General features: G+C 70.7%; 19 protein-coding genes. 3 read left to right on the top strand and 16 right to left on the bottom strand.

What is annotated here, in order from left to right; genetic code table 11:
- Positions 1–51: 51 nt before the first annotated feature.
- The 5 genes from J2Y46_RS14195 to J2Y46_RS14175 all read right to left on the bottom strand — a co-directional run bounded on the left by J2Y46_RS14195 (position 52) and on the right by J2Y46_RS14175 (position 6782).
- The gene (locus J2Y46_RS14195) at positions 52–3330 is read right to left on the bottom strand and encodes an SNF2-related protein (protein ID WP_310243199.1); all 3279 of its coding nucleotides are present in this window, start codon (positions 3328–3330) and stop codon (positions 52–54) included.
- Between the two features lie 52 nt (positions 3331–3382).
- On the bottom strand, positions 3383–3793 hold the full coding sequence (gene nusB / locus J2Y46_RS14190) for a transcription antitermination factor NusB (protein WP_045302501.1): 411 nt from the start codon (positions 3791–3793) through the stop codon (positions 3383–3385).
- Positions 3794–3812: 19 nt separating this feature from the next.
- A complete protein-coding gene (gene efp, locus J2Y46_RS14185) occupies positions 3813–4373 on the bottom strand; it encodes an elongation factor P (RefSeq protein ID WP_045302503.1) in 561 nt (186 codons plus the stop codon).
- A 118-nt stretch (positions 4374–4491) separates the two neighbouring features.
- Positions 4492–4950 carry a type II 3-dehydroquinate dehydratase gene (aroQ, locus tag J2Y46_RS14180; protein WP_045302505.1) on the bottom strand — a complete coding sequence of 153 codons (459 nt, stop codon included), beginning with the start codon at positions 4948–4950 and terminating at the stop codon, positions 4492–4494.
- Complete coding sequence (locus tag J2Y46_RS14175; RefSeq protein WP_045302507.1) at positions 4947–6782, bottom strand: sugar phosphate isomerase/epimerase and 4-hydroxyphenylpyruvate domain-containing protein; 1836 nt, start codon at positions 6780–6782, stop codon at positions 4947–4949. Before J2Y46_RS14175 ends, aroQ begins: the two co-directional genes overlap by 4 nt.
- A gap of 84 nt (positions 6783–6866) precedes the next feature.
- Here J2Y46_RS14175 and J2Y46_RS14170 point away from each other — a divergent pair, with 84 nt between their 5' ends.
- From J2Y46_RS14170 to J2Y46_RS14160, 3 genes are all read left to right on the top strand, one after another.
- Complete coding sequence (locus tag J2Y46_RS14170; RefSeq protein ID WP_245619664.1) at positions 6867–7499, top strand: TetR/AcrR family transcriptional regulator; 633 nt, start codon at positions 6867–6869, stop codon at positions 7497–7499.
- A gap of 156 nt (positions 7500–7655) precedes the next feature.
- Positions 7656–8531 carry a shikimate dehydrogenase gene (locus J2Y46_RS14165; protein ID WP_045302509.1) on the top strand — a complete coding sequence of 292 codons (876 nt, stop codon included), beginning with the start codon at positions 7656–7658 and terminating at the stop codon, positions 8529–8531.
- 23 nt (positions 8532–8554) lie between these two features.
- The gene (locus J2Y46_RS14160) at positions 8555–9880 is read left to right on the top strand and encodes an MFS transporter (protein ID WP_045302512.1); all 1326 of its coding nucleotides are present in this window, start codon (positions 8555–8557) and stop codon (positions 9878–9880) included.
- 53 nt (positions 9881–9933) lie between these two features.
- Here J2Y46_RS14160 and J2Y46_RS14155 read toward each other — a convergent pair whose 3' ends face one another.
- From J2Y46_RS14155 to J2Y46_RS14105, 11 genes are all read right to left on the bottom strand, one after another.
- Positions 9934–10467, bottom strand: a complete 534-nt coding sequence (locus J2Y46_RS14155; RefSeq protein WP_045302514.1) for a GNAT family N-acetyltransferase — start codon at positions 10465–10467, stop codon at positions 9934–9936.
- Positions 10464–11540: a 3-dehydroquinate synthase gene (gene aroB / locus J2Y46_RS14150; protein ID WP_045302515.1), complete on the bottom strand. Its 1077-nt coding sequence runs from the start codon at positions 11538–11540 to the stop codon at positions 10464–10466. Before aroB ends, J2Y46_RS14155 begins: the two co-directional genes overlap by 4 nt.
- Positions 11537–12097, bottom strand: coding sequence for a shikimate kinase (locus J2Y46_RS14145; RefSeq protein ID WP_310243190.1), 561 nt, complete (start codon positions 12095–12097; stop codon positions 11537–11539). The genes aroB and J2Y46_RS14145 overlap by 4 nt, the downstream gene beginning before the upstream one ends.
- Entirely contained in the window at positions 12081–13310 is a 1230-nt protein-coding gene (gene aroC, locus J2Y46_RS14140) for a chorismate synthase (protein ID WP_310243188.1), read from the bottom strand. The genes J2Y46_RS14145 and aroC overlap by 17 nt, the downstream gene beginning before the upstream one ends.
- Before the next feature lie 30 nt (positions 13311–13340).
- Positions 13341–14192 (bottom strand): shikimate dehydrogenase, encoded by an 852-nt coding sequence (locus J2Y46_RS14135; protein ID WP_310243187.1) that lies wholly within the window; start codon positions 14190–14192, stop codon positions 13341–13343.
- A complete protein-coding gene (gene mltG / locus J2Y46_RS14130; RefSeq protein ID WP_310243184.1) occupies positions 14186–15865 on the bottom strand; it encodes an endolytic transglycosylase MltG in 1680 nt (559 codons plus the stop codon). Before mltG ends, J2Y46_RS14135 begins: the two co-directional genes overlap by 7 nt.
- Positions 15865–16332, bottom strand: a complete 468-nt coding sequence (ruvX, locus tag J2Y46_RS14125) for a Holliday junction resolvase RuvX (RefSeq protein WP_045302523.1) — start codon at positions 16330–16332, stop codon at positions 15865–15867. Before ruvX ends, mltG begins: the two co-directional genes overlap by 1 nt.
- The gene (gene alaS / locus J2Y46_RS14120; protein ID WP_310243182.1) at positions 16329–18986 is read right to left on the bottom strand and encodes an alanine--tRNA ligase; all 2658 of its coding nucleotides are present in this window, start codon (positions 18984–18986) and stop codon (positions 16329–16331) included. The genes ruvX and alaS overlap by 4 nt, the downstream gene beginning before the upstream one ends.
- A gap of 91 nt (positions 18987–19077) precedes the next feature.
- Positions 19078–19374: a hypothetical protein gene (locus J2Y46_RS14115; RefSeq protein WP_045302525.1), complete on the bottom strand. Its 297-nt coding sequence runs from the start codon at positions 19372–19374 to the stop codon at positions 19078–19080.
- A gap of 104 nt (positions 19375–19478) precedes the next feature.
- On the bottom strand, positions 19479–20108 hold the full coding sequence (rpsD, locus tag J2Y46_RS14110) for a 30S ribosomal protein S4 (RefSeq protein WP_018170803.1): 630 nt from the start codon (positions 20106–20108) through the stop codon (positions 19479–19481).
- A gap of 176 nt (positions 20109–20284) precedes the next feature.
- Entirely contained in the window at positions 20285–20668 is a 384-nt protein-coding gene (locus J2Y46_RS14105; RefSeq protein ID WP_310243174.1) for a hypothetical protein, read from the bottom strand.
- Between the last annotated feature and the right edge of the window lie 11 nt (positions 20669–20679).

Genomic DNA, 20679 nt, shown 5'->3' with positions numbered 1-20679 from the left:
CCGGATCGCCCGCCGTGCAAAACCGGATCCGGCCGTCGAGGATGCTGGGGATCAGTCTTCGAAGAGACCGCGGATGTCATCGGCGGTGAGCGCCTGCCCGAACAGCGCGTCGTCGTCCATCACCGACCGGAACAGCCGCGCCTTGCGCCGCTGCAGCGCCATCACCTTCTCCTCGATCGTGCCGTTCGCGATCAGCCGGTAGACCATCACGCTGCGGTGCTGGCCGATGCGGTGCGCTCGGTCGACGGCCTGCGCCTCGGCGGCGGGGTTCCACCACGGGTCGAGCAGGAACACGTAGTCCGCCTCGGTGAGCGTCAGGCCGAACCCGCCGGCCTTGAGGCTGATGAGGAACACGGGCGCCTCTCCCCCACGGAAGGCGGCGACGGCGGCATCGCGGTCGCGCGTCGATCCGTCGAGATACGCGTACGGGATGCCGCGTGCCTCGAGCTCCTTCGCCACCAGCCCGAGGAACGACGTGAACTGGCTGAACACGAGTGCCCGGTGCCCCTCGGCGAGGGCCTCGTCGAGCTGTTCGAAGAGCGCGGCGAGCTTGCTCGGCGCGATGCCCGCGTGCGCGGGGTCGACGAGCTCGGGAGCCAGGCTCAGCATGCGCAGGAGCGTGAGGGACCGGAAGACGATGAACCGGTTGCGGTCGAGATCGTCGAGGAGTCCGAGCACCTTCTGACGCTCGCGCTGCAGCACCGTGTCGTACAGGGCGCGATGGGCGGCGCCCAGTTCGATGCGCACCTCCTGCTCCTGCTTGGCGGGGAGGTCCGCGGCGACGAGATCCTTGGTCCGGCGCAGCACGAGCGGACGGATGCGGCGCCGCAGCCGCGCGAGGCGGCCGGCGCGATACGCTCCGCCCTCCTGATTCTCGGGAACCGTGCCCTTCTCGATGGGCCCGACGTACTCCTCGCGGAACCGCCGGCTCGAGGCGAACAGCCCCGGTGCCGTCAGCGAGAGCAGCGCCCAGAGCTCGGTGAGGCTGTTCTCGAGGGGTGTGCCCGTGACGGCGAAGACGACGTCGGCCGACAGATCTCGCGCGGCGCGATAGGCCTTGGTCCGGCTGTTCTTCACGAACTGCGCCTCGTCGAGGATGAGGCCCGCCCATGGAACCGCGGCGAACTCGCGCTCGTCGAGCCGGAGCAGGGTATACGAGGTGATGATGATGTCGGCCGAGGTCGCGGCATCCATCACCGTCGTTCCGCGCTTCGCGCGCGTCGCGTCGACGACGGCGACCCGCAGATCGGGCGTGAAGCGGGCCGCTTCGCTCTGCCACGTCGAGAGCACCGACGTCGGCGCCACGACGAGGAACGGCCGCGTCTCGCCATCCTCCCGGGCGCGGGAGATGAGCGCGAGCAGCTGGAGCGTCTTGCCGAGGCCCATGTCGTCGGCGAGGATGCCGCCGAGGCGGTGCTCCCAGAGGAAGGCGAGCCAGTCGTACCCCACGCGCTGGTAGGGTCGCAGCTCGGCGTGGAGCGCCGACGGCAGAGGGCTTGCGGGCACGCCGTCGGCGTCGCGCAGTGCTTCGACGGTCTCCCGCCACGACACCGCAGGCTGCGCCTCGTCGGCGAGGTCTTCGAAGTCCGCCCAGAGAGCGGTCTGGTAGCGGCTGATGCGAGGCCCCGTCTCCCACTCCTCGAGCTCTCCGGCTTCGTCGATCAGGTCGCGCAGGCGCTGCAGCGACGGATGCGACAGGGAGAAGTACGCGCCGTCGCTGAGCAGGATCTTCTTGCGCCCGCGCGACAGCGCCGTGAACAGCGTGCCGAACGGGATGCGGCGGCCGTCGATCGTCACCACGACACCGAGGTCGAACCAGTCCGGATCGTTCGTCTCCACGGTCGTGATGTCGATCCGTGGATCGCCGGCGAGCTCCCGGTACTGCGGCCGCTCCCCCGAGATCTCGACGGTGACGTCGGGGTCGGCTTCGAGCAGCGGCAACAGGCGCGACGCGAACTCCGCCGCGTCGAGGCCCGTCAGGGTGTCGGCCGAGGCGAAGTCGACGGGCGGGTGGCTCTCCCACAGCGACTCGATGCGGCTGCGGATCGCCGTCTCGGCAGCGGCGTCACGATCCTCTCCCGTCGAGTCGAGTCCGAGGAGGTCGCCGTCGCCGTAGCGCCACGAGAGCGTGTAGACGAGCCGGTGGTTCGGCTCGAAATGCACGCGCGCGGCGAGCTGCGGCCGCGGCGGCGGCGCGATGTCGAGGCCGGGTGCCTCGATATCGACGCGGCGCGCGATCCGCGGCAGATGGTCGCGGACGAACTCCTCGGCCTCCGGCCCCGGTACGACGACGGCCTGGCGCGCCGTGAGGAGCGCGGGTACCGGGTCGGGCAGCTCCACGGCGGCGAGGACGAGGGCGATGCGCTCGCGCTCGACAGCGAACCGGTACACCCCGGTACGCCCGACCGGGCGCAGGGCGGAGGCATCCGTGCGCTCGCCGTCGATCGTCACCGAGGGCACGATCTCGAGCCCCCGGCCGGTGCGCTGGGCCTGCACGGCCACCGTCGCCGCCGTGGCGAGGGCGACCGCCGCGGTCCGCTTGGTGGGAACGAGCGGGATGCCGCGATCCGCCGCGGCAGACAGGTGCGGCCAGAGCAGGCTCGACTCGATGTCGTCGAGGGTGAGCCACTCCGAGACGTCGGAGAACGCTCCGAACGAGCGGACGTCGCGGCCGATGCTGTGCAGCTCCGCGAACCAGCGCGCCTGCGCGGGGTCGTAGGCGGTGGTGGGCCGGCGCAGAGCGTCCCACGAGACGCCGCCCTTGATCCACGAGTCGGAACGGGCCGAGCGCTCGAGCGGGCGCAGGCCCACCAGCACGTCGGCGCCATGCTGGTGCAGGCTCCTCGGCGTCGCCGACTCGACACGTGCCGGCGCCCAGGTGGACGCTCCGCGCCGGATGCGCTGCCGGAGCTCGACCCCCAGGGCGAGCGCGGTGCGGGCGCGCTCCGCCGGTGCGGCGGGTGTGAGGACGTCGCGCCACGACCCGCCTCCGGCGGCCGCGGCCGCGGGCGCGGCGGCCGCGAGCCGGTTGCTCGCGAGAAGCGCAGCGACGGTGTGCTTGCAGTCGAACTGCACCGGGCACGTGCAGGACGTCGCCGCGATGGGGTGGTCGACCCGGTGCGGGTCGAGCCGCACCCGGCAGCGGTACGTCCGGCCGCCGCTGCCGGCCACCACCGCTTCGATGACCGACGTGAGCGGATCCCACTCGACGCGCTCGACGGCGCCGTCGGCGAAGTAGCCGACGCCGCGCTCGTACGTGCCGCTGTCGACGAACCGGCGGACGTGTCCGGGATCGACGAACGGAGGGGGGCCGACAGGCGGCGGGGTCACGGCATCCATCCTGCCCGCTCCCGCCGACACCCGGACGGGTGTGCGCTCGTCGTCAGCTCGCGCGTGCGATGCGGGCGAGGACGCCGTGCACGAAGGGGCCCGACTCGTCGGAGGAGAACTCCTTCACCAGCTCGACCGCCTCGTCGATCGCGACGGCGGTGGGAACCTCGTCGTTGTAGAGGATCTCCCAGGCGCCGATGCGCAGCACGGCACGGTCGACCGCGGGCATGCGGGCGAGCGTCCAGTCCTTCGCGAACGTCGTGATCTGCTCGTCGATGGCGTCCTGGTTGTCGATCACGCCGTCGACGATCTCGCGCGCGTAGAGCCACGAAGCCTGACGGGCCGGCTCGCCCGCCGCACGCTTCGCCTCGGCTGCGAGCACCGTCGCGGGCTCGTCGCCGCGCACGTCCGCCTGGAACAGGATGTCGAGCGCGCGCTTGCGCGCCTTCGTACGGGCACTCATCTGTCAGCGACCGCCGACGTCAGTTGACGCGGCCGAGGTAGTCGCCCGTGCGGGTGTCGACCTTGACCTTGGTGCCGGTCTCGACGAACAGCGGAACCTGGATCTCGTAGCCGGTCTCGACGGTGGCGGCCTTGGTGCCGGCCGACGAGCGGTCGCCCTGCAGACCAGGCTCGGTATACGTGATCTCCAGGACGACGGATGCCGGGAGCTCGACGTACAGCGGGTTGCCGTTGTTGAGGGCGATCTGCACCTGCTGGTTCTCGAGCAGGAAGTGGGCCGCGTCGCCGACCGTCGCCGCGCCGACGTTGATCTGGTCGTAGTCCTCCACGTCCATGAACACGAAGTTGTCGCCGTCGTTGTAGAGGTAGGTGAAGTCGCGGCGGTCGACGTTCTCGATGTCGATCTTCGCGCCCGCGTTGTAGGTGCGGTCGACGACCTTGCCCGAGACGACGTTCTTGAGCTTCGTCCGGACGAAGGCACCGCCCTTGCCCGGCTTGACGTGCTGGAACTCGATGACGTTCCAGAGCTGTCCGTCGATCGAGAGGACGACGCCGTTCTTGATGTCTGCGGTGGAAGCCATGAGGGTACGAATCCGTTTCGTTGAAGTGCGTGGAGGCGATCGCTGCCCCGTGAACGTGCTCAGGGGTCGGAAATGCCGACGTTCGATTCTACGGGATGCCTGGTCCTCGGCCGATTCGTCAGCCCTCGGCCTGCCCGGTGACGATGTCGATGAGGCGTGCGACCGCCGTCGCGTAGCCGGGCACGCCCTCTCCGATCACGTGGACCACGGCGACGTCGGCGACGTACGAGTGGTGGCGGAACTCCTCGCGCGCCATCACGTCCGAGATGTGCACCTCGGCCACCGGCAGGGCGACGCCCGAGAGGGCGTCGCGCAGCACGACGGAGGTATGGGTCAGGCCGCCCGGGTTGATGACGATGCCGGCGCAGTCCTGTCGCGCGTCGTGGATCGCGTCGAGGAGAACCCCCTCGTGGTTGCTCTGCACCGCCCGCACCTCGAAGCCGCGCCGGGCCGCGGCATCCGTCGCCAGACGCACGACGTCGGCCAGCGTCTCGGTGCCGTAGATCTGGGGCTCCCTGGTGCCCAGCAGGTTCAGGTTGGGGCCGTTGACGAGCAGGAGGCGACGAGGGGCGGTCATGCTCGCACGATATCAGCGCGCGCGGAGCCGGCCCCCTGTGCGGAGAGCCGGACGGGCGCGTTGCCGGCGCCGTATCCGTCGTAGCGGCCGCGGCGCTCGACGAACTCGCAGAACAGGTCGCCGACCGTCGCAGTGTAGAAGTGCAGGTACTCGCCCTGCGCGTCGCGATCGAAGACGAGGTCGAGCTCGCGGAGCATCGCGAGGAAGCCGTCGTCGAGGTCGAACCGCGCCGCGAGATCCTCGTAGTAGTTGCGTGGGATCGGCAGCGGCCGCAGCCCCCTGGCCCTCGCCGCGCGCGCGAGCGCCACGATGTCGTCGCAGGCGAAGGCGACGTGCTGCGGCATGGCGGCCGGGCGGCCCGACAGGATCGGCGGCGACACGTTGAGCGGGATGCGGATGGAGCCGTCCGGGGACTGGATGACGCGGCTCTGCACGAGGCCCTGCGGGCTCGCCACCTCCGTCGAGCTCGCCGTGGGGAGTTCGAGCACCGAGGAGAAGAACAGGATCGCCTCGTCGACGACCTGCCAGGGCTGACCGAGGCTCACGTGGTCGACGGCGATGATGGGGCTGTCGCGCAGGGGTTCGCCGTGTTCGAACTCTGCGGCCCACGTCGGTTCGCTCTCGGTGCCGCGCGACGACCAGAAGATCTCGGTGCCGTCCGGCGCCGTGCCGCCGTCGAGCAGCTGCTCCCCCGCATACGTGCGCCGGTAGGCGAACGGCGTGCCCAGTTCGGCGGCCCGCGCGGTGAGAGCGGCGGCATCCGGGACGTCGAACCCGACTGCCGCGATGTGCGGGTCGAGGTCGCGGGCATGCTGCTCGTTGAGGACGACGCGCGCGTCGCCTGACGTCCACAGCGTGACGGGCTTCGTCCGGTGCTTGCCGCGCGGGGTGAACCCGACCGTTTCCAGCAGCTCCTCGATGCTCGAGGTGTCCTCGGCCTTGATCTCGACGAAATCGAAGCCCACGGGCGTTCCGCCGTCGGCGAGCGTCGCGAAATCGGCGGGCGCGGCGCTCCCGAGCTCCCGCGCGACGGCGTCCTCGAGCCAGCGCAGCGACCGGCGCGCGTGCACAGCGGTCCCTCGCACGTCGACCTGCCGGAACGTGTCGTTGAAGACCTCGAGGGACACCGGGCCGTCGTAGCCGGCGCGCAGGACGTGGGTGAGGAAGCGCGTCAGATCGAAGCTCCCCTCGCCCGGGAAGAGGCGATGGTGACGGCTCCACGACAAGACGTCCATGGAGAGCGCGGGCGCATCGGCGAGCTGAAGGAAGAAGATGCGCTCGCCCGGGATGTCTTCAATCGCCTGCGGGTCGTGGCCGCGCGACAGGATGTGGAACGAGTCCAGGCAGATGCCGACCGCCGGGTGGTCCGCGAGCTGCACGATCCGCCACGCACGGCGGTAGTCGTCGACGTATCTGCCCCAGGCCAGCGCTTCGAAGGCGATGCGGACGCCGTACTCCTGCGCGAGATCGCCGAGCCGGCGAAGCTGGGATGCCGACACAGCGTCGTCGTCGACCGTCGCGGTCGACACGTTGCTGCAGCACAGCACCACCTCGATCCCCATCCGCCGCATGAGGGAGAACTTCGCCCGCGCGCGCCGCAGCACGTCCTGGAACGCCGGTTCGTCGACTCCTTCGACGTCGCGCATCGGCTGGTACAGGTCCAGCGTCAGCCCGAGGCGCTCCGCGAGAGCGCGGACCTCCTCGGGGCTCTCCGGCGCCGAGATGAGGTCGGGCTCGAAGATCTCGACGCCGCCGAAGCCCGCTGCGGCCGCGGCGTGCAGCTTCTCGACGAGCGTCCCGCTCATGCACACCGTCGCGATGGAGGTCCTCATGGCGTCACAATGTACCAGTCGGTACATTGTGACGCACCCCCTCCCTCGCGGGCGCCGCGTGCGGCGCCCACTATCCTGGCGGTCGTGCCCCCCGTTACGCGTGATGCCGAGCGGACGCGAGCAGAGCTCCTCGCGGTCGCGACCGAGGTGTTCGCCGAGGAGGGGTACTCCGGAGCCCGCGTAGACGACATCGCCGAGCGCACGCGCACGACGAAGCGGATGATCTACTACTACTTCGGCGGCAAGGAGCAGCTCTATCTGGCGGTGCTCGAGAACGCCTACCAGGGCATCCGCAAGGCCGAGCAGGCGATCGACGTGGACCACACGGATCCCGTCGCCGCGATCCGCCAGCTCGCCGAGCTCACGTTCGACCACCATGTGACGCACGACGCCTTCATCCGGCTGGTGGCCATCGAGAACATCCATCGCGGCGAGTTCATCCGGCGGATCGAGTCGCTTCGCACACTCGCCCAGCCGGCGAAGACGCTCCTCGACGAGATCCTCGAACTCGGCCGCGCGGCAGGTGTCTTCCGGGAGGATGTCGACGCGATCGACGTCCATCTCGTCATCAGCGCCTACTGCGTGTTCCAGATCGCCAACCAGTACACCTTCGGCTACCTCTTCGACGTGTCGTTCACCGACCCGGAGCGCCGGAGCCACCTGCGCTCGCTCATCGGCGACGTCGTCGTCGGCTGGCTCACGAACGCCCCGCGATAGTCCGGCGCACCCGCCGTCGCACCACTCGGCGCAGCGGCGCCTCACGTTCCCCGCCGAACTCGTGACTCCATTCGCTCTTGACATCGACGATCCGTCGTGGTTTTCTCTGAACGTACCAGTTAGTACATAGACGTGCCGGTCCGACGAAGGAGTGCCATGAGCCAGACACCGCCGTATCTCGTGGGGCTGGTCGGAACGGGCGTGACCCCCTCCCTCACGCCGGCGATGCACATGGCCGAGGCTCGCGCCCTCGGCCTCGACTACGTGTACCGCACCATCGACCTCACGACACTGGGCCTCGCCCCCGACCAGCTGCCCGACATCCTCGCGTGGGCGCGTCGCCTCGGTTTCGACGCCCTCAATGTCACCCATCCCTGCAAGCGCCTCGTGCTCGAGTACCTCGACCGCATCGACCCGCTCGCCCAGGCGCTCGGCTCGGTCAACACCGTGCTCTTCACCGACCAGGGGCTCGTCGGTCACAACACCGACACGACCGGGTTCGAGACGGCGTTCCGCACCGGCCTTCCGCGCGCGGCGGTCGTCGACGTGACGCTGCTCGGGGCGGGCGGTGCGGGCTCCGCCGTCGCGGATGCCCTGCTCCGCGTCGGGACCCGCCGGCTCACCGTCGTCGACATCGACGCCGAACGGGCCGAGGAGCTCGCGACCGACCTGGCGCGTCGTCATGTCGTCGAGGTGGCCCACGCCACGACGGACGCTCTCCCGAACCTCCTCGCGTCGGCGTCGGGGCTGGTGCACTGCACGCCGACCGGCATGAAGGAGCACCCGGGAATGCCGTTCTCCCCCGACCTGCTGCGGCCCGAGCTGTGGGTCGCCGACATCGTCTACCGGCCGCTCGACACCGCGCTCCTGCGCGCGGCCCGCGACGCCGGCTGCGCCACGCTCGACGGCGGAAGGATGGCGGTCCACCAGGCCGTCGACGCGTTCCGCCTCATCACGGGCCACCAGCCCGACTCCGATCGCATGATCCGCCACTTCCACGACCTCGTTGCGCCGCACCCCGTGCCGGCGTGACACTCACCAGAGAAGGACGACCGATGACCACCACCGCAACGACGCGGAAGACCCCCGTGAAGGCGGCTGTCGCCAGCTTCATGGGCAGCGCCGTGGAGTACTACGACTTCTTCCTGTTCGGCTCCGCCGCAGCGCTCATCTTCCCCACCGTCTTCTTCCCCTCCGACAACCAGGCCGCGCTCGTCATGTCGTTCGCGACATTCGGCTTCGCCTACATCGCGCGTCCCGTCGGCGCCGTCATCCTCGGCCACTTCGGCGACCGCATCGGCCGGCAGAAAGTGCTCATGTTCACCCTGCTGCTCATGGGCATCTCGACCTTCACGATCGGCTGTCTACCGGGCTACGAGCAGATCGGCTGGGCCGCCCCCGCGCTGCTGGTGCTGTGCCGGCTCATGCAGGGCCTGTCCGCGGCCGGCGAGCAGGCGGGCGCGTCGTCGCTCACGCTGGAGCACGCGCCCGACGACCGCCGGTCGTTCTTCACGTCGTGGACCCTCACCGGCACCCAGGGCGGCCAGATCCTCGCCGCGCTGATCTTCATCCCGGTCGTCGCGCTCCCCGACGAGATCAAGTACACGTGGGGCTGGCGCGTGCCGTTCTGGCTGAGCGCGGTCGTGGTGCTCGTCGCCTTCTTCATCCGGCGGACGCTGCACGAGACGCCCGAGTTCGAGCAGGCGAAGGCGGAGGGACGGATCGCACGGATGCCGCTCATCCCGCTCCTGCGCGACCACTGGCGCGACGTGCTCCGCGTCATCTGCTGCGCGTTCATCGCCGCCGTCTCGACGGTGTTCGGCAACCTCGCCATCGCGTACGGCGTGGAGGTCGGGCTCAACGCCGCCATCACGCTCTGGCTCGTCGTCGTCGCCAACCTCGTCGCGATCGGGACCCAGCCCCTGTTCGGCGCACTGGCCGACCGCATCGGTCGCAAGCCGGTGTTCATCTACGGCGCGCTCTCGTCCGCGGTCTTCATGCCCTTCTACATGCTGTCGATGGGGGCGGGGAACGAGTTCGTGACGTTCCTGCTCGCGGTGCTCACCTTCTCGTTCGGGTACGCCGCCGCAAACGCCGTGTGGCCCTCGTTCTACGGCGAGATGTTCAGCACGCGCGTGCGGTTCTCGGGCATGGCGATCGGCACGCAGCTCGGGTTCCTCATGGCGGGCTTCGCCCCGTCGATCGTCACGGCGCTGGGCGGCGTTCAGGAGGGCGGCTGGCTCGTCATCAGCGTCTTCACCGCGGTGATCTCCCTCATCGCGACCGTCAGCGCCCTCACGGCACGCGAGTCGAAGAGCATCCCCACGGCTGAACTCGGTCTCCGCTCCGAGCAGCGCGAGGAACTCGTGCCTGCCGTCTGAGCACCGCAGCCGTCACAGGCCCCGTCCCGCGATGCGGGGCGGGGCCTTCGAGGTCATGGCAGCGGGCGCGCCATCACGATCTCCGGACCGATGACGCTCGTGAACGTCTCGCCCGTGGGGACGAACCCCGCCCGACGATACGCGCCCTGGGCGCGGGGATTGTCCCGGTGCACGTCGAGGCTGAGCCGGGTGAGCCCGAGGGAGCTCACCCACTCCGCGGCGGCGGCGAGCAGGAGGTCGATCGCTCCCGTACCGCGATGAGCCGGGTTGACGTAGACCCCGACGACATCCGCCCGACGGTCGTCGACGAAGCGGCCCAGGTGATCGGTCTGCCCCGTCGCGCGGATGAGCACGGAAAGGCTGCCCACCCACACGTCGTCGATCACCGCCACGAACTGCGCGGCGGTCTCGCTCAGGGCGGCGAGCTCGGCGCGCTCGCGCCAGAACTGCTCCGAGCGGGCGGCGACCTGTTCCGGCGTCTCGAGGAAGGCGATGTCCGCGTCGGGATCGCTGGTCGACTCGAGCCGCAGCTCGCGCACCGCCTGCCACTCGTCGGAGCGGACGCGACGCACGGCCACGCTGCTCACCCCGCGACCTCCTGGTACGCGGCGAAGAGCAGCGACTCGTCGGGCGCCTGCAGCACGGTGGGCTTGGCGATGTCGTCGAGCACGATGAAGCGCAGCATCCCGCCGCGGCTCTTCTTGTCGCGCTGCATGGTCGACAGCAGCTGCGGCCACGCGCCGGGGCGATAGCCCGTCGGCAGGCCGAGGGACTCGAGGATGTCGCGGTGGCGCTGGGCGGCGGCATCCGGAAGCCGGCCCGCGAGGCGCGACAGCTCGGCGGCGAAGACCATGCCCACCGAGATCGCGGCGCCGTGGCGCCAGCGGTACCGCTCGGCGTGCTCGATGGCGTGGCCGAGGGTGTGCCCGTAGTTGAGGATCTCGCGAAGGCCCGCCTCGCGGAGGTCCTCCCCCACGACGCGCGCCTTCATCCCGATGGCGAGCTCGATGGTGCGGCGGAACGCCGCGCTCTGCGGGTCCACGGCGTTCTCGGGGTCCGCCTCGATGAGATCGAGGATCTCGGGCGCCCAGATGAAGCCGGCTTTGACGACCTCGGCATACCCCGCGACCCGCTCGTTGCGTGACAGCGTGCCGAGCAGGTCGAGGTCGCAGATCACGGCGCGCGGCGCCCAGAACGCACCGACGAGGTTCTTGCCCTCGGCGGTGTTGACACCCGTCTTGCCGCCGACGGCGGCGTCGACCATCCCCAGCACCGTGGTCGGCACCTGCACGACCTCGACGCCGCGCAGCCACGTCGCCGCAACGAACCCGGCCAGGTCGGTCACCGCTCCCCCGCCGAAGCCGACGACGGCGTCGGTGCGGGTGAAGTCCGCCTTGCCCATGACCTGCCAGCAGAATGCGGCCACTTCGATGCGCTTGCCCGCCTCGGCGTCGGGGATCTCCGCGAGGAGAACCTCGCGGTCAGCCATGAGCTGTGCGCGCAGGCGCTCCGCCTCGGCGGCGAGGGTCGGCGGGTGGATCACGAGCACCTTGCGCGCGGCGGGTGGCAGCGCCTCGCCGACGGATGACAGGATGCCGTGTCCCACGGTGATGTCGTAGCTCGCGTCTCCGCTCACGGTGATGGTCGTGGCATCCGTCATGCGGTCTGCTCCTTGTGCTGGTCGCCGGTGGGGGCCGACGGGTCGGTGGTGCCGCGCACCCACGCGACCAGGGCGTCGACGACGTCCTGCAGCGGACCGGTGGAGGTGTCGAGGATGATGTCGGCGAGTTCCTCGTAGACGGGGCGACGCTCTTCGAATATCGCCGTCCAGCGCTCGATCGCATCGTCGCCGCCCTGCAGCAGCGGGCGGTTCGAGTCGCGGACTCGGCCCGCCACGACGCGGGGAGAGACCGTGAGCAGGACGACGCGGTGCCCGGCGAGGTCGGCGCGCGTCTCGGGGTCCAGCACGGCTCCGCCGCCCAGCGAGACCACCCCGCCCGTCGCGAGCCCCTCGACCACGGCGGCGCGCTCGGCGGCGCGGAACTGCGCCTCACCGCGCTCGACGAACAGCTGGTCGATCGGTCCGTGGTCGCGGACGACCGCGGCGTCGGTGTCGAAGAACGGAAGGCTCAGCGCCCGCGCGACCTTCTTGCCGATGCTCGTCTTGCCGGCCCCCATGGGACCGATGAGCACGACGGTGTCAGAGTGCGAGGTCATGGTCGGCGAGGCCGGCGTCGCTCGCTGCCGCGCTGCGCAGCGCGTCGGGGATCGCCGCGAGGTAGCCCTCGATGTTGCGGCGCGTCTCGGCGACGCTGTCGCCCCCGAACTTCTCGAGCACGACGTCCGCCAGCACGACCGCGACCATCGCCTCGGCGACGACGCCCGCGGCGGGCACGGCACACACGTCCGAGCGCTGGTGGTGGGCCGAGGCGGTGTCGCCGGTGGCGACGTCGACCGTGCGCAGCGCCTTCGGGACCGTGGCGATCGGCTTCATGCCTGCGCGCACGCGCAGCACGGTGCCGGTCGACATGCCGCCCTCGGTGCCGCCTGCCTTGTCGCTCGAGCGGGTGATGCCGTCGCCGGCGGCGAACAGTTCGTCGTGCGCGGCGGAGCCGCGGCGGCGAGTGGTCTCGAAGCCGTCGCCGACCTCGACGCCCTTGATGGCCTGGATGCTCATGAGCGCCTGAGCGAGCTTCGCGTCGAGGCGGCGGTCCCAGTGCACGTGCGAGCCGAGCCCCGGAGGCAGGCCGTAGGCGAGCACCTCGACGATGCCGCCCAGTGTGTCGCCGTCCTTGCGGGCGTCGTCGACCTCGGCGACCATGGCCGCGCTCGTCGCGGCGTCGAAGCAGCGCAGCGGGTCTGCGTCGAGCGTGTCGACGTCGTCGGGAGTCGGCAGCGCCGAGCCTTCGGGGACCTGCACCGGACCGATCGAGAGGGTGTGGCTGACGAGACGGATGCCGAGCTCGGCCAGGAACGCGCGTGCGAGGGCGCCGAGGGCGACCCGGGCGGCGGTCTCGCGGGCGCTCGCGCGCTCGAGGATCGGGCGGGCCTCGTCGAAGCCGTACTTCTGCATGCCGACGAGGTCGGCGTGGCCCGGGCGGGGACGCGTGAGCGCCGCCCCTCGTCCGCGCGACTTCTCGGTGAGCTCCACGGGCTCGGCGCTCATGACCTCGACCCACTTCGGCCATTCGGTGTTGCCGATGCGCACGGCGATGGGACTGCCGAGGGTCGTGCCGTGCACGACGCCGGAGGAGATCGTGAGCTCGTCCTCCTCGAACTTCATGCGCGAGCCACGGCCGTAGCCGAGCTTGCGGCGCGCGAGATCCGCCTGGATCGCGGCGCGGGAGATGGGGACGCCCGCAGGCAGGCCCTCCATGACGGCGACGAGTTCGGGGCCGTGCGATTCGCCGGCCGTGAGCACGCGGAGCATTGGTCCAGTCTCCCACGCCCCGGGAGGCCGTTACGCCGCGGTGGGCTCCCCGAGCGCCTGGCGCATCGCCTGCAGCGCCTCCGCCTCGCGGTCGAGGGGCGTGCCGGGGTCGCCGTCCCGGAAGATCCGGATCTGCAGCAGAGCCTGATGCAGCAGCATCCCGAGTCCTGATCGGGCGGTGCCGCCCGCGCGATCCCACGCGGCCGACAGCGCCGTCGGCCAGTGCCCGTACACGACATCGAGCAGGTGGCCGCCCGAGCGGGCGAGGGCGTCGGCCGCGGCATCCGGAAGCGTTGCGTCGCCCGGCAGCGTCGCGATCGTGAGCGGCACGGCGGCGTGATCGGATGCTGCGAACGGCGTGGTCGTCACGGCGATTCCGATGCGGCGGCCGAGGTCGGCGAGCGGCGCGACCGCTTCCGGGCGGCGTGCGATCACATCCACCTCGCGCGCGCCGACCTCTCCGAGAGCGACCAGGGCGGAAGTCGCGGTCGCGCCGGCGCCGACGATGCGCGCCCGCGCCACCGTCGTGATGCCGTCGTCGGCGAGGGTGCGGACGATGCCCCCGACGTCGGTGTTGAAGCCGCGGGCACCGTCGGCGTCGAGCAGCAGCGTGTTGACCGCGCCGGTCAGTTCGGCGCGTCGGTCGAGCACCGCCGCGGCCGCGAACGCGACACCCTTGAGCGGCATCGTGAGCGAGAGGCCCCGCCACGCGTCGTCGAGCCCGGCGAGCTCGCCGGCGAAGGATGTCTCGTCGACTCTTCGGCGTCCGTAGGTCCAGTCGAGGCCGAGAACGTCGTACGCTGCGGCGTGCAGCTGCGGCGAGCGGCTGTGCGCGATCGGGTCGCCCCAGACCTCCAGACGCGACGCCTGGGGGCTCAGCACCCCTGGTCCGGGTTGTCGCGGCACCACTGCTGCCACTGCTCGACGTACTTCAGATGCTCGCTGTAGGTCGAGCTGAACTGCGTCTCGCCGGTGAGAAGGTTCACCGTCACGAAGTAGAGCCAGGGGCCGTCGGCCGGGTGCATCGCCGCGTCGATCGCAACGTCTCCCGGGTTGGCGATCGGGCCGACGGGCAATCCCGTGTGGACGTAGGTGTTCCACGGGTTGGGATCGTTGAGGGCCTCCTCAGACGAACTGACCGTTCCGTCGTGCATCTCTCCGTAGCCGTACTGCGCCGTGGAGTCCATCTGGAGCTTGCCGAATGTCTCCTGGTTGTTCGCGTCCAGCCGGTTGAGGATGACGCGCGCCACCTTCTGCATATCAGCCCCGGAGCTGGCCTCACGCTGAACGACTGAGGCGGTCGTGAGGATCTCCTGGCGCCGCTCGACAGGCACACCGGCGGCGTCGAGCGACTGGATCGTACGGTTGACGAGCGTCTGGATTGCCGACTGCGCGGTGACAGTCGGGTCGAAGGTGTAGGTCGCCGGGAAGAGCCAGCCTTCCAGCGGCTGCCCGCCTGCCGCGACGACGTCCGGGTCTGCGGGCACGCCGTACGCCGACGAGTCGGCAGCCGCCGCGGTGAGCTCTTCGAGCGGGATGCCGGTGCCCTCCGAGATCCGTGCGAGTGTCTGCTCGAGGGTGTAGCCCTCGGGGATCTGGGCGGTGAACTCCTGCTTGTTGGCGGGATCCATGATCGCGGCGAGGGCTGCTTCGCTCGTCATCTGCTTCTGGAGCTTGTAGACCCCCGGCTGAAAAGTGGGATTCTGCCCGCTCTTGATGAGGTAGTCGTAGAAGGCGTCGGGCGTCTTGGTCACGCCCGCGTCGTACAGCGACTGCGAGATCGGCGACCCGGTGTCGCCCTGGGCGATCGTGACGAACGTCTCGCCGTTGGCCAGTCCGGCCTCGTATTCCTTGGGCTCTTCCCAGCCCATGACCTCGCGGATCTTGTCCTCGTAGGTGTTCCACACGTACAGGCCGCCGGCGGCGATGCCGCCGAGGATCAGCAGCACGACGCCGAGGGCGATCCAGCCGCCGATGCGCCGGCGCTTCCTGTCCGGCGGCGGGGCGTGCCCGATGTCGTGGGTCGACGCCGATCCGCTGAAGAGGTCCTCGAGGGAGCCGGAGGGTGCGGACGGCGCGTCGGTCTCATCGCGAGCGGGCGGGGTGGCGCGAGCGGCCGACGGGGAAGCCACCCCGGCCGCGGGAGCAGCAGCAGGCGCGGCGCCCCCACGACTGTAGGGCATCGCAGGGCTCCCGCCGGCCGTGGCGAAGAGCCAGGGGTCGTCATCGACGGTCGCCTCGACGTCGATCGGCTGCGTCGTGGGACGAGGGGTGCGCAGCGGCACCGGCTGGAAGCCGCTGCCCGGCACGGGCTCGTCCACCGGGACGGCGGGGGTCGACGGCGGCGTGGGAGCGGTCCCGACGACAGGCGTGGAGCCGGTGATGAGCGATTCCCACGTGGCCGCGTGGGCGGCGGGAGCAGCCTCCGGCGCCGAGGGCGCAGGTGCGGCCGGCATCGTCGGCGTCTGCCCCGTCGTCGCCCGGCGCGCGGCGGCCTCGCGGGCGGCGCGGCGCGACGGGGGAACGGCTTCGCCGGCGGGCGATGAGTCGGGCATCAGGCGGGCTCCTGGGGGACGGGGGTTCCGGGAGGTCGTCCGGTGCTCTTCTCGACGTCGAGCGCTTGCTGGAGCAGGACGACCGCGGCGACCTGGTCCACGATGTTACGCGACGAACGCTGGGTTCTGCCCGAACTGCGCAGTGCCGCGTGTGCCGAGACGGTGGAAAGCCGTTCGTCGACGAGGCGCACGGGGAGCCCGGATGCCACCGCCAGCGCGGCGGCGAAGTCCCGGGCGTCCTGGGTCGAGGCCGTGTCCTCGCCGCGCATGTTCAGAGGCAGGCCGACGTAGAGCTCGACCGCCGAGAACTCGTCGGAGAGCGCCACGATGCGGGTCACCGATGCGTCGTCGCGCGGCACCGTCTCGACCGGAGTCGCGAGCAGGCCGTCGGGGTCGCACTTCGCTACCCCGACCCGGGCCTTGCCCACATCGATGCCGAGCCGCGTGCCGCGCCGGAAGCCGCTCACGCGCCGAGGGCGTCCTTCACCGAGACCAGTGCCGCAGGCAGGGCCGCAGCATCCGTTCCACCGCCCTGGGCGACGTCGTCGCGTCCGCCGCCGCCGCCGCCGAGCACGCCGGCGGCGCCCTTCGCGAGGACGCCCGCCTTGGCGCCCGATGCGCGGGCCGCGTCGTTGGTGGCGACGATCACGACCGGACGGTCGTTCACGACCGCGCCGAGCGCGACGACCGCGGCCTCGGAGCCGAGACGCTCGCGCACCTGCAGCGCCAGCGAGCGGACGTCGTCGGCGGATGCGGCGTTGCCGAGCGACTCCGCAACCACGACGGTGTCCCCGACCCGCGTCGCGGCGGCCGCGAGGGCCGGGAGCCGGTCGCCGAGGGCCTTGGCTTCGAATGCCGCGATCTTCTTCTCGGCGGCCTTGAGGCTCGCCTGCAGCTCGGCGATGCGAGCGGGCAGCTGCTCGCGCGGTGCCTTGAGCGAGGTCGTGAGCTGCGACACGAGGGCGCGCTCGGCCGCGAGTGAGCGGAAGGCGTCGAGACCGACGAGCGCCTCGACACGGCGGTTCGACGCGCCCACCGACGACTCGCCGACGAGGTTGATGAGCCCGATCTCGGCACTCGTCGACACGTGCGTGCCGGCGCAGAGCTCGCGCGACCACGGGCCGCCGATGTCGACCATGCGCACCGTGTCGCCGTACTTCTCGCCGAACAGCGCCATCGCGCCGAGCGAGCGCGCCTCGTCCAGCGGGAGGACGCGCGTGGTCACCTCGAGGTTGTCGCGCACCGCGTTGTTGGCGATCTCCTCGATCTCTGTCTTCGTCTCGTCCGACAGCGACTGGCCCCACGAGAAGTCGAAGCGCATGTAGCCGGCGCGGTTGAGCGATCCGGCCTGCGTCGCCGTCTTGCCGAGCGTGTCGCGGAGCGCGGCGTGCACCAGGTGCGTCGCGGAGTGCGCCTGACGGGCGGCGCGGCGGTTCGCAGCATCCACCACCGTCGTCGCCGCCTGACCGACGCCGAGCTCTCCCGTCGACACCTCGACCGTGTGGCTGATGAGTCCCGGCACCGGCTTCTGCACGTCGAGCACCTCGAGCTCGTAGCCCGGGCCGACGATGACGCCCTTGTCGGCGACCTGGCCGCCCGACTCCGCGTACAGCGCGGTCTCGGCGAGGATCACCTCGGCGATCTGGCCGGCACTCGCGCGGTCGACCGAGACGCCGTCGACGAGGATGCCGAGCACCTGCGACTCGGCCTCGAGGTCGGTGTAGCCGGTGAAGACGGTCTCACCCTGCGCCCGCAGGTCGCGGTAGACGCTGGTGTCGGCGAGCTGACGCTTGCGCGCCCGAGCGTCGGCTTTGGCTCGTGCGCGCTGCTCCTGCATCAGGCCGTCGAACGCGGCGCGGTCGACGCTGAGACCCGCCTCCTCGGCGATCTCGAGCGTCAGGTCGATCGGGAAGCCATATGTGTCGTGCAGCAGGAACGCCTCGGCGCCGGTGAGGGTCGTGCCCCCCGCAGCCTTCGTATCGGAGAGCGACTCGTCGAGGATCGACTCCCCCGCCGCCAGCGTGCGCAGGAACGTCGCCTCCTCGGCGAGGGCGTACTGGGAGATGCGCGCCCAGTCGGTCTCGACGACCGGGTAGGCGTCCTTCATGGCGTCGCGCGATGCCGAGAACAGCACCTCGAACGTCGGCCCGTCGACGCCCAGCAGGCGCATCGAGCGGATCACGCGGCGCATGAGACGGCGCAGGATGTAGCCGCGGCCGTCGTTGGACGGCGTGACGCCGTCCGACATGAGCATGAGCGACGAGCGGACGTGGTCGGCGACCACACGGAAGCGCACGTCGTCGTCGTGGTTCGCGCCGTATGTGCGGCCCGCGAGCTCGACCGCCTTGTCGAGCACCGGACGCACCTGGTCGGTCTCGTACATGTTGTCGACACCCTGCTTGATGAACGCGATGCGCTCCAGGCCCATGCCGGTGTCGATGTTCTTGTTCGGCAGCTCGCCGACGATGTCGAAGTCGTACTTCGAGCGAACGTTCGTGATCTCGTACTGCATGAACACGAGGTTCCAGATCTCGACGTAGCGGTCGTCGTCGGTCGCGGGGCCGCCGTCGATGCCGTACTCCGGGCCGCGGTCGAAGAAGATCTCCGAGCAGGGCCCGGCAGGGCCCGGAAGACCGGTGCTCCAGTAGTTCGTGTCCTTGCCGAGCCGCTGGATGCGCTCCTCCGGCAGGTCCGTGAGCTTCAGCCAGAGGTCGTGCGCCTCGTCGTCCTCTTCGTAGACGGTGACCCACAGGTCCTTCTGGTCGAAGCCGAGCCCGCCGTCGGCCTCGGGCGAGGTCAGCAGATCCCACGCGTAGCGGATCGCGCCCTCCTTGAAGTAGTCGCCGAACGACCAGTTGCCGAGCATCTGGAAGAACGTGCCGTGGCGCGGCGTCTTGCCGACCTCTTCGATGTCGTTGGTGCGGATGCACTTCTGGTTGTCGGCCGCGCGCGGGTACGGCGCGGGCACGTCACCCGAGAGATACGGGATGAAGGGCACCATTCCGGCCACCGTGAACAGCAGCGCCGGGTCGTCCGTCACCAGCGATGCCGAGGGGACGATGGTGTGGCCGTTCTTCTCGAAGTAATCGAGGAAGCGCTGTGCGATCTCGGCGGTCTTCATGCGGGTCCTTGCGTGTGCGTGCGAATGCGTGCGTGTTCGGGGAGTCTGACGAGGTTCATGCGGGGCGGCGCCGAGGCGGCGCCGGTGCGACTCAGTCGGCGATCTTGCGGGCGGCGTCGTCGACGGCGTCGGCGACATTCCCGACGGCGTCGGATGCGGCGGCCCGCGCGCTCGACGCGGCGTCGGCGGCGGCATCCCTCACGTCGTCGACGAGGCCGGCGAAGCGGGCCTCCTGTTCGCGGTACGCGTCGCCCATGCGGTCGGTGAACTCCGTGATGCGGGCGTCGACGTCGGCGAGGATCTCGTGGCCGCGCGGGTCCTTGTTGACCAGGTGGGCGAGAACGAAACCGCCGGCGATGCCGAGCAGGAACCACAGGAGGCTCTTCATGTCACCACTTCCTCGCGAGCCGCCGGGGCGCGGCATCCCCCCATCGTATGCGGAAACGATGAAGGGCGTCGGGTCTCCCCGACGCCCTTCGCGTGTTCGCAGAATTATCGAGCTGCGTAGTACTCGACGACGAGCTGGACGTCGCAGACCACGGGGACCTCGGCGCGCTTGGGGCGACGCACGAGACGGGCCTGGAGCTTGTCGAGCTCGACCTCGAGGTAGCCCGGAACGGGCGGCAGGACCTCGGCGTGACCGCCGAGCGCTGCGACCTGGAAGGGCTCGATGCCCTCGCTCTTGGCCTTGACGTGGATGAGCTGACCCGGCTTCACGCGGAAGGACGGGCGGTCGACGAGCTGGCCGTCCACGAGGATGTGGCGGTGCACGACGAGCTGGCGAGCCTGCGCGGTGGTGCGGGCGAAGCCGGCGCGCAGCACGAGGGCGTCGAGACGCATCTCGAGCTGCTCGACGAGGTTCTCACCCGTCAGGCCCTGGGTGCGGCGGGCCTCGTTGAACTGGATGCGCAGCTGCTTCTCGCGGATGCCGTACTGCTCGCGCAGACGCTGCTTCTCGCGGAGACGGACGGCGTAGTCGCTGTCCTGCTTGCGCTTGGTGCGGCCGTGCTCGCCCGGCGCGTAAGGGCGCTTCTCGAGGTACTTGGCTGCCTTGGGGGTCAGCGCGACGCCGAGGGCGCGGGAGAGACGGACCTTGCGGCGGTCCTGGGACTTCGTTGCCACGAAGTGTTCCTTTCGATGACGCGGCCGTGTCTTTCACGGCCCGCGGACGTATCGCCCCGTCTTCGCCCTGTCCGGACTGCACGCCGGGGCATGCCGGAAGGTAGGTCAGGAAGAGAGGGGATGCCCGAAAACTGCGTTTCGAGCCGCTCAAGTCTACCAGACGCGCCGTCGGGCCTTTATGAGAGGGCGACGACCAGCGTCGACGCGGCGAGCACCGCGCACACAGGCGTCATCGTGAGGCGCTCGGCGCGACTGCGGGAGCGGGCGTTCATGACGATGCCGACGGCGAAGTAGGCGAAGAGCACCCAGGTCAGGGTGCGCACGGCGATGCTGTCGCCGCCCGGCAGGATGCCGGCGCGACTGAGCAGCACCGCGGCGATTCCGCCGTAGAGGAGGACGGATGCCGCGCTGGCGATGCGCAGCCGCCGCGGCAGCACGCGATGCGCTCCGCCCCACACGAACCGTCCCCACGGTGCCCCCGCCGCGACGCAGATCTGCAGGGCGGCGAGGCTGCTCAGCAGGAGGCACGCGACGGCCACGGCGACCGTCTCCGGGATCACGGGAGTCGTCC

This window comes from Microbacterium sp. BE35, assembly GCF_031457705.1.
GTDB classification, from domain to species: Bacteria; Actinomycetota; Actinomycetes; order Actinomycetales; family Microbacteriaceae; genus Microbacterium; species Microbacterium trichothecenolyticum.
The sequence above is the reverse complement of the archived record's forward strand: the minus strand, read 5'-3'. Positions and strand labels throughout refer to the sequence as shown.

What these genes read in the sequence shown, in the direction of transcription:
- nusB (WP_045302501.1), bottom strand. Translation starts at nt 3,793, where the DNA reads ATGAGTGCCCGTACGAAGGCGCGCAAGCGCGCGCTCGACATCCTGTTC.
- efp (WP_045302503.1), bottom strand. Translation starts at nt 4,373, where the DNA reads ATGGCTTCCACCGCAGACATCAAGAACGGCGTCGTCCTCTCGATCGAC.
- aroQ (WP_045302505.1), bottom strand. Translation starts at nt 4,950, where the DNA reads ATGACCGCCCCTCGTCGCCTCCTGCTCGTCAACGGCCCCAACCTGAAC.
- J2Y46_RS14175 (WP_045302507.1), bottom strand. Translation starts at nt 6,782, where the DNA reads ATGAGGACCTCCATCGCGACGGTGTGCATGAGCGGGACGCTCGTCGAG.
- J2Y46_RS14165 (WP_045302509.1), top strand. Translation starts at nt 7,656, where the DNA reads ATGAGCCAGACACCGCCGTATCTCGTGGGGCTGGTCGGAACGGGCGTG.
- J2Y46_RS14160 (WP_045302512.1), top strand. Translation starts at nt 8,555, where the DNA reads ATGACCACCACCGCAACGACGCGGAAGACCCCCGTGAAGGCGGCTGTC.
- aroB (WP_045302515.1), bottom strand. Translation starts at nt 11,540, where the DNA reads ATGACGGATGCCACGACCATCACCGTGAGCGGAGACGCGAGCTACGAC.
- J2Y46_RS14145 (WP_310243190.1), bottom strand. Translation starts at nt 12,097, where the DNA reads ATGACCTCGCACTCTGACACCGTCGTGCTCATCGGTCCCATGGGGGCC.
- aroC (WP_310243188.1), bottom strand. Translation starts at nt 13,310, where the DNA reads ATGCTCCGCGTGCTCACGGCCGGCGAATCGCACGGCCCCGAACTCGTC.
- mltG (WP_310243184.1), bottom strand. Translation starts at nt 15,865, where the DNA reads ATGCCCGACTCATCGCCCGCCGGCGAAGCCGTTCCCCCGTCGCGCCGC.
- alaS (WP_310243182.1), bottom strand. Translation starts at nt 18,986, where the DNA reads ATGAAGACCGCCGAGATCGCACAGCGCTTCCTCGATTACTTCGAGAAG.
- J2Y46_RS14115 (WP_045302525.1), bottom strand. Translation starts at nt 19,374, where the DNA reads ATGAAGAGCCTCCTGTGGTTCCTGCTCGGCATCGCCGGCGGTTTCGTT.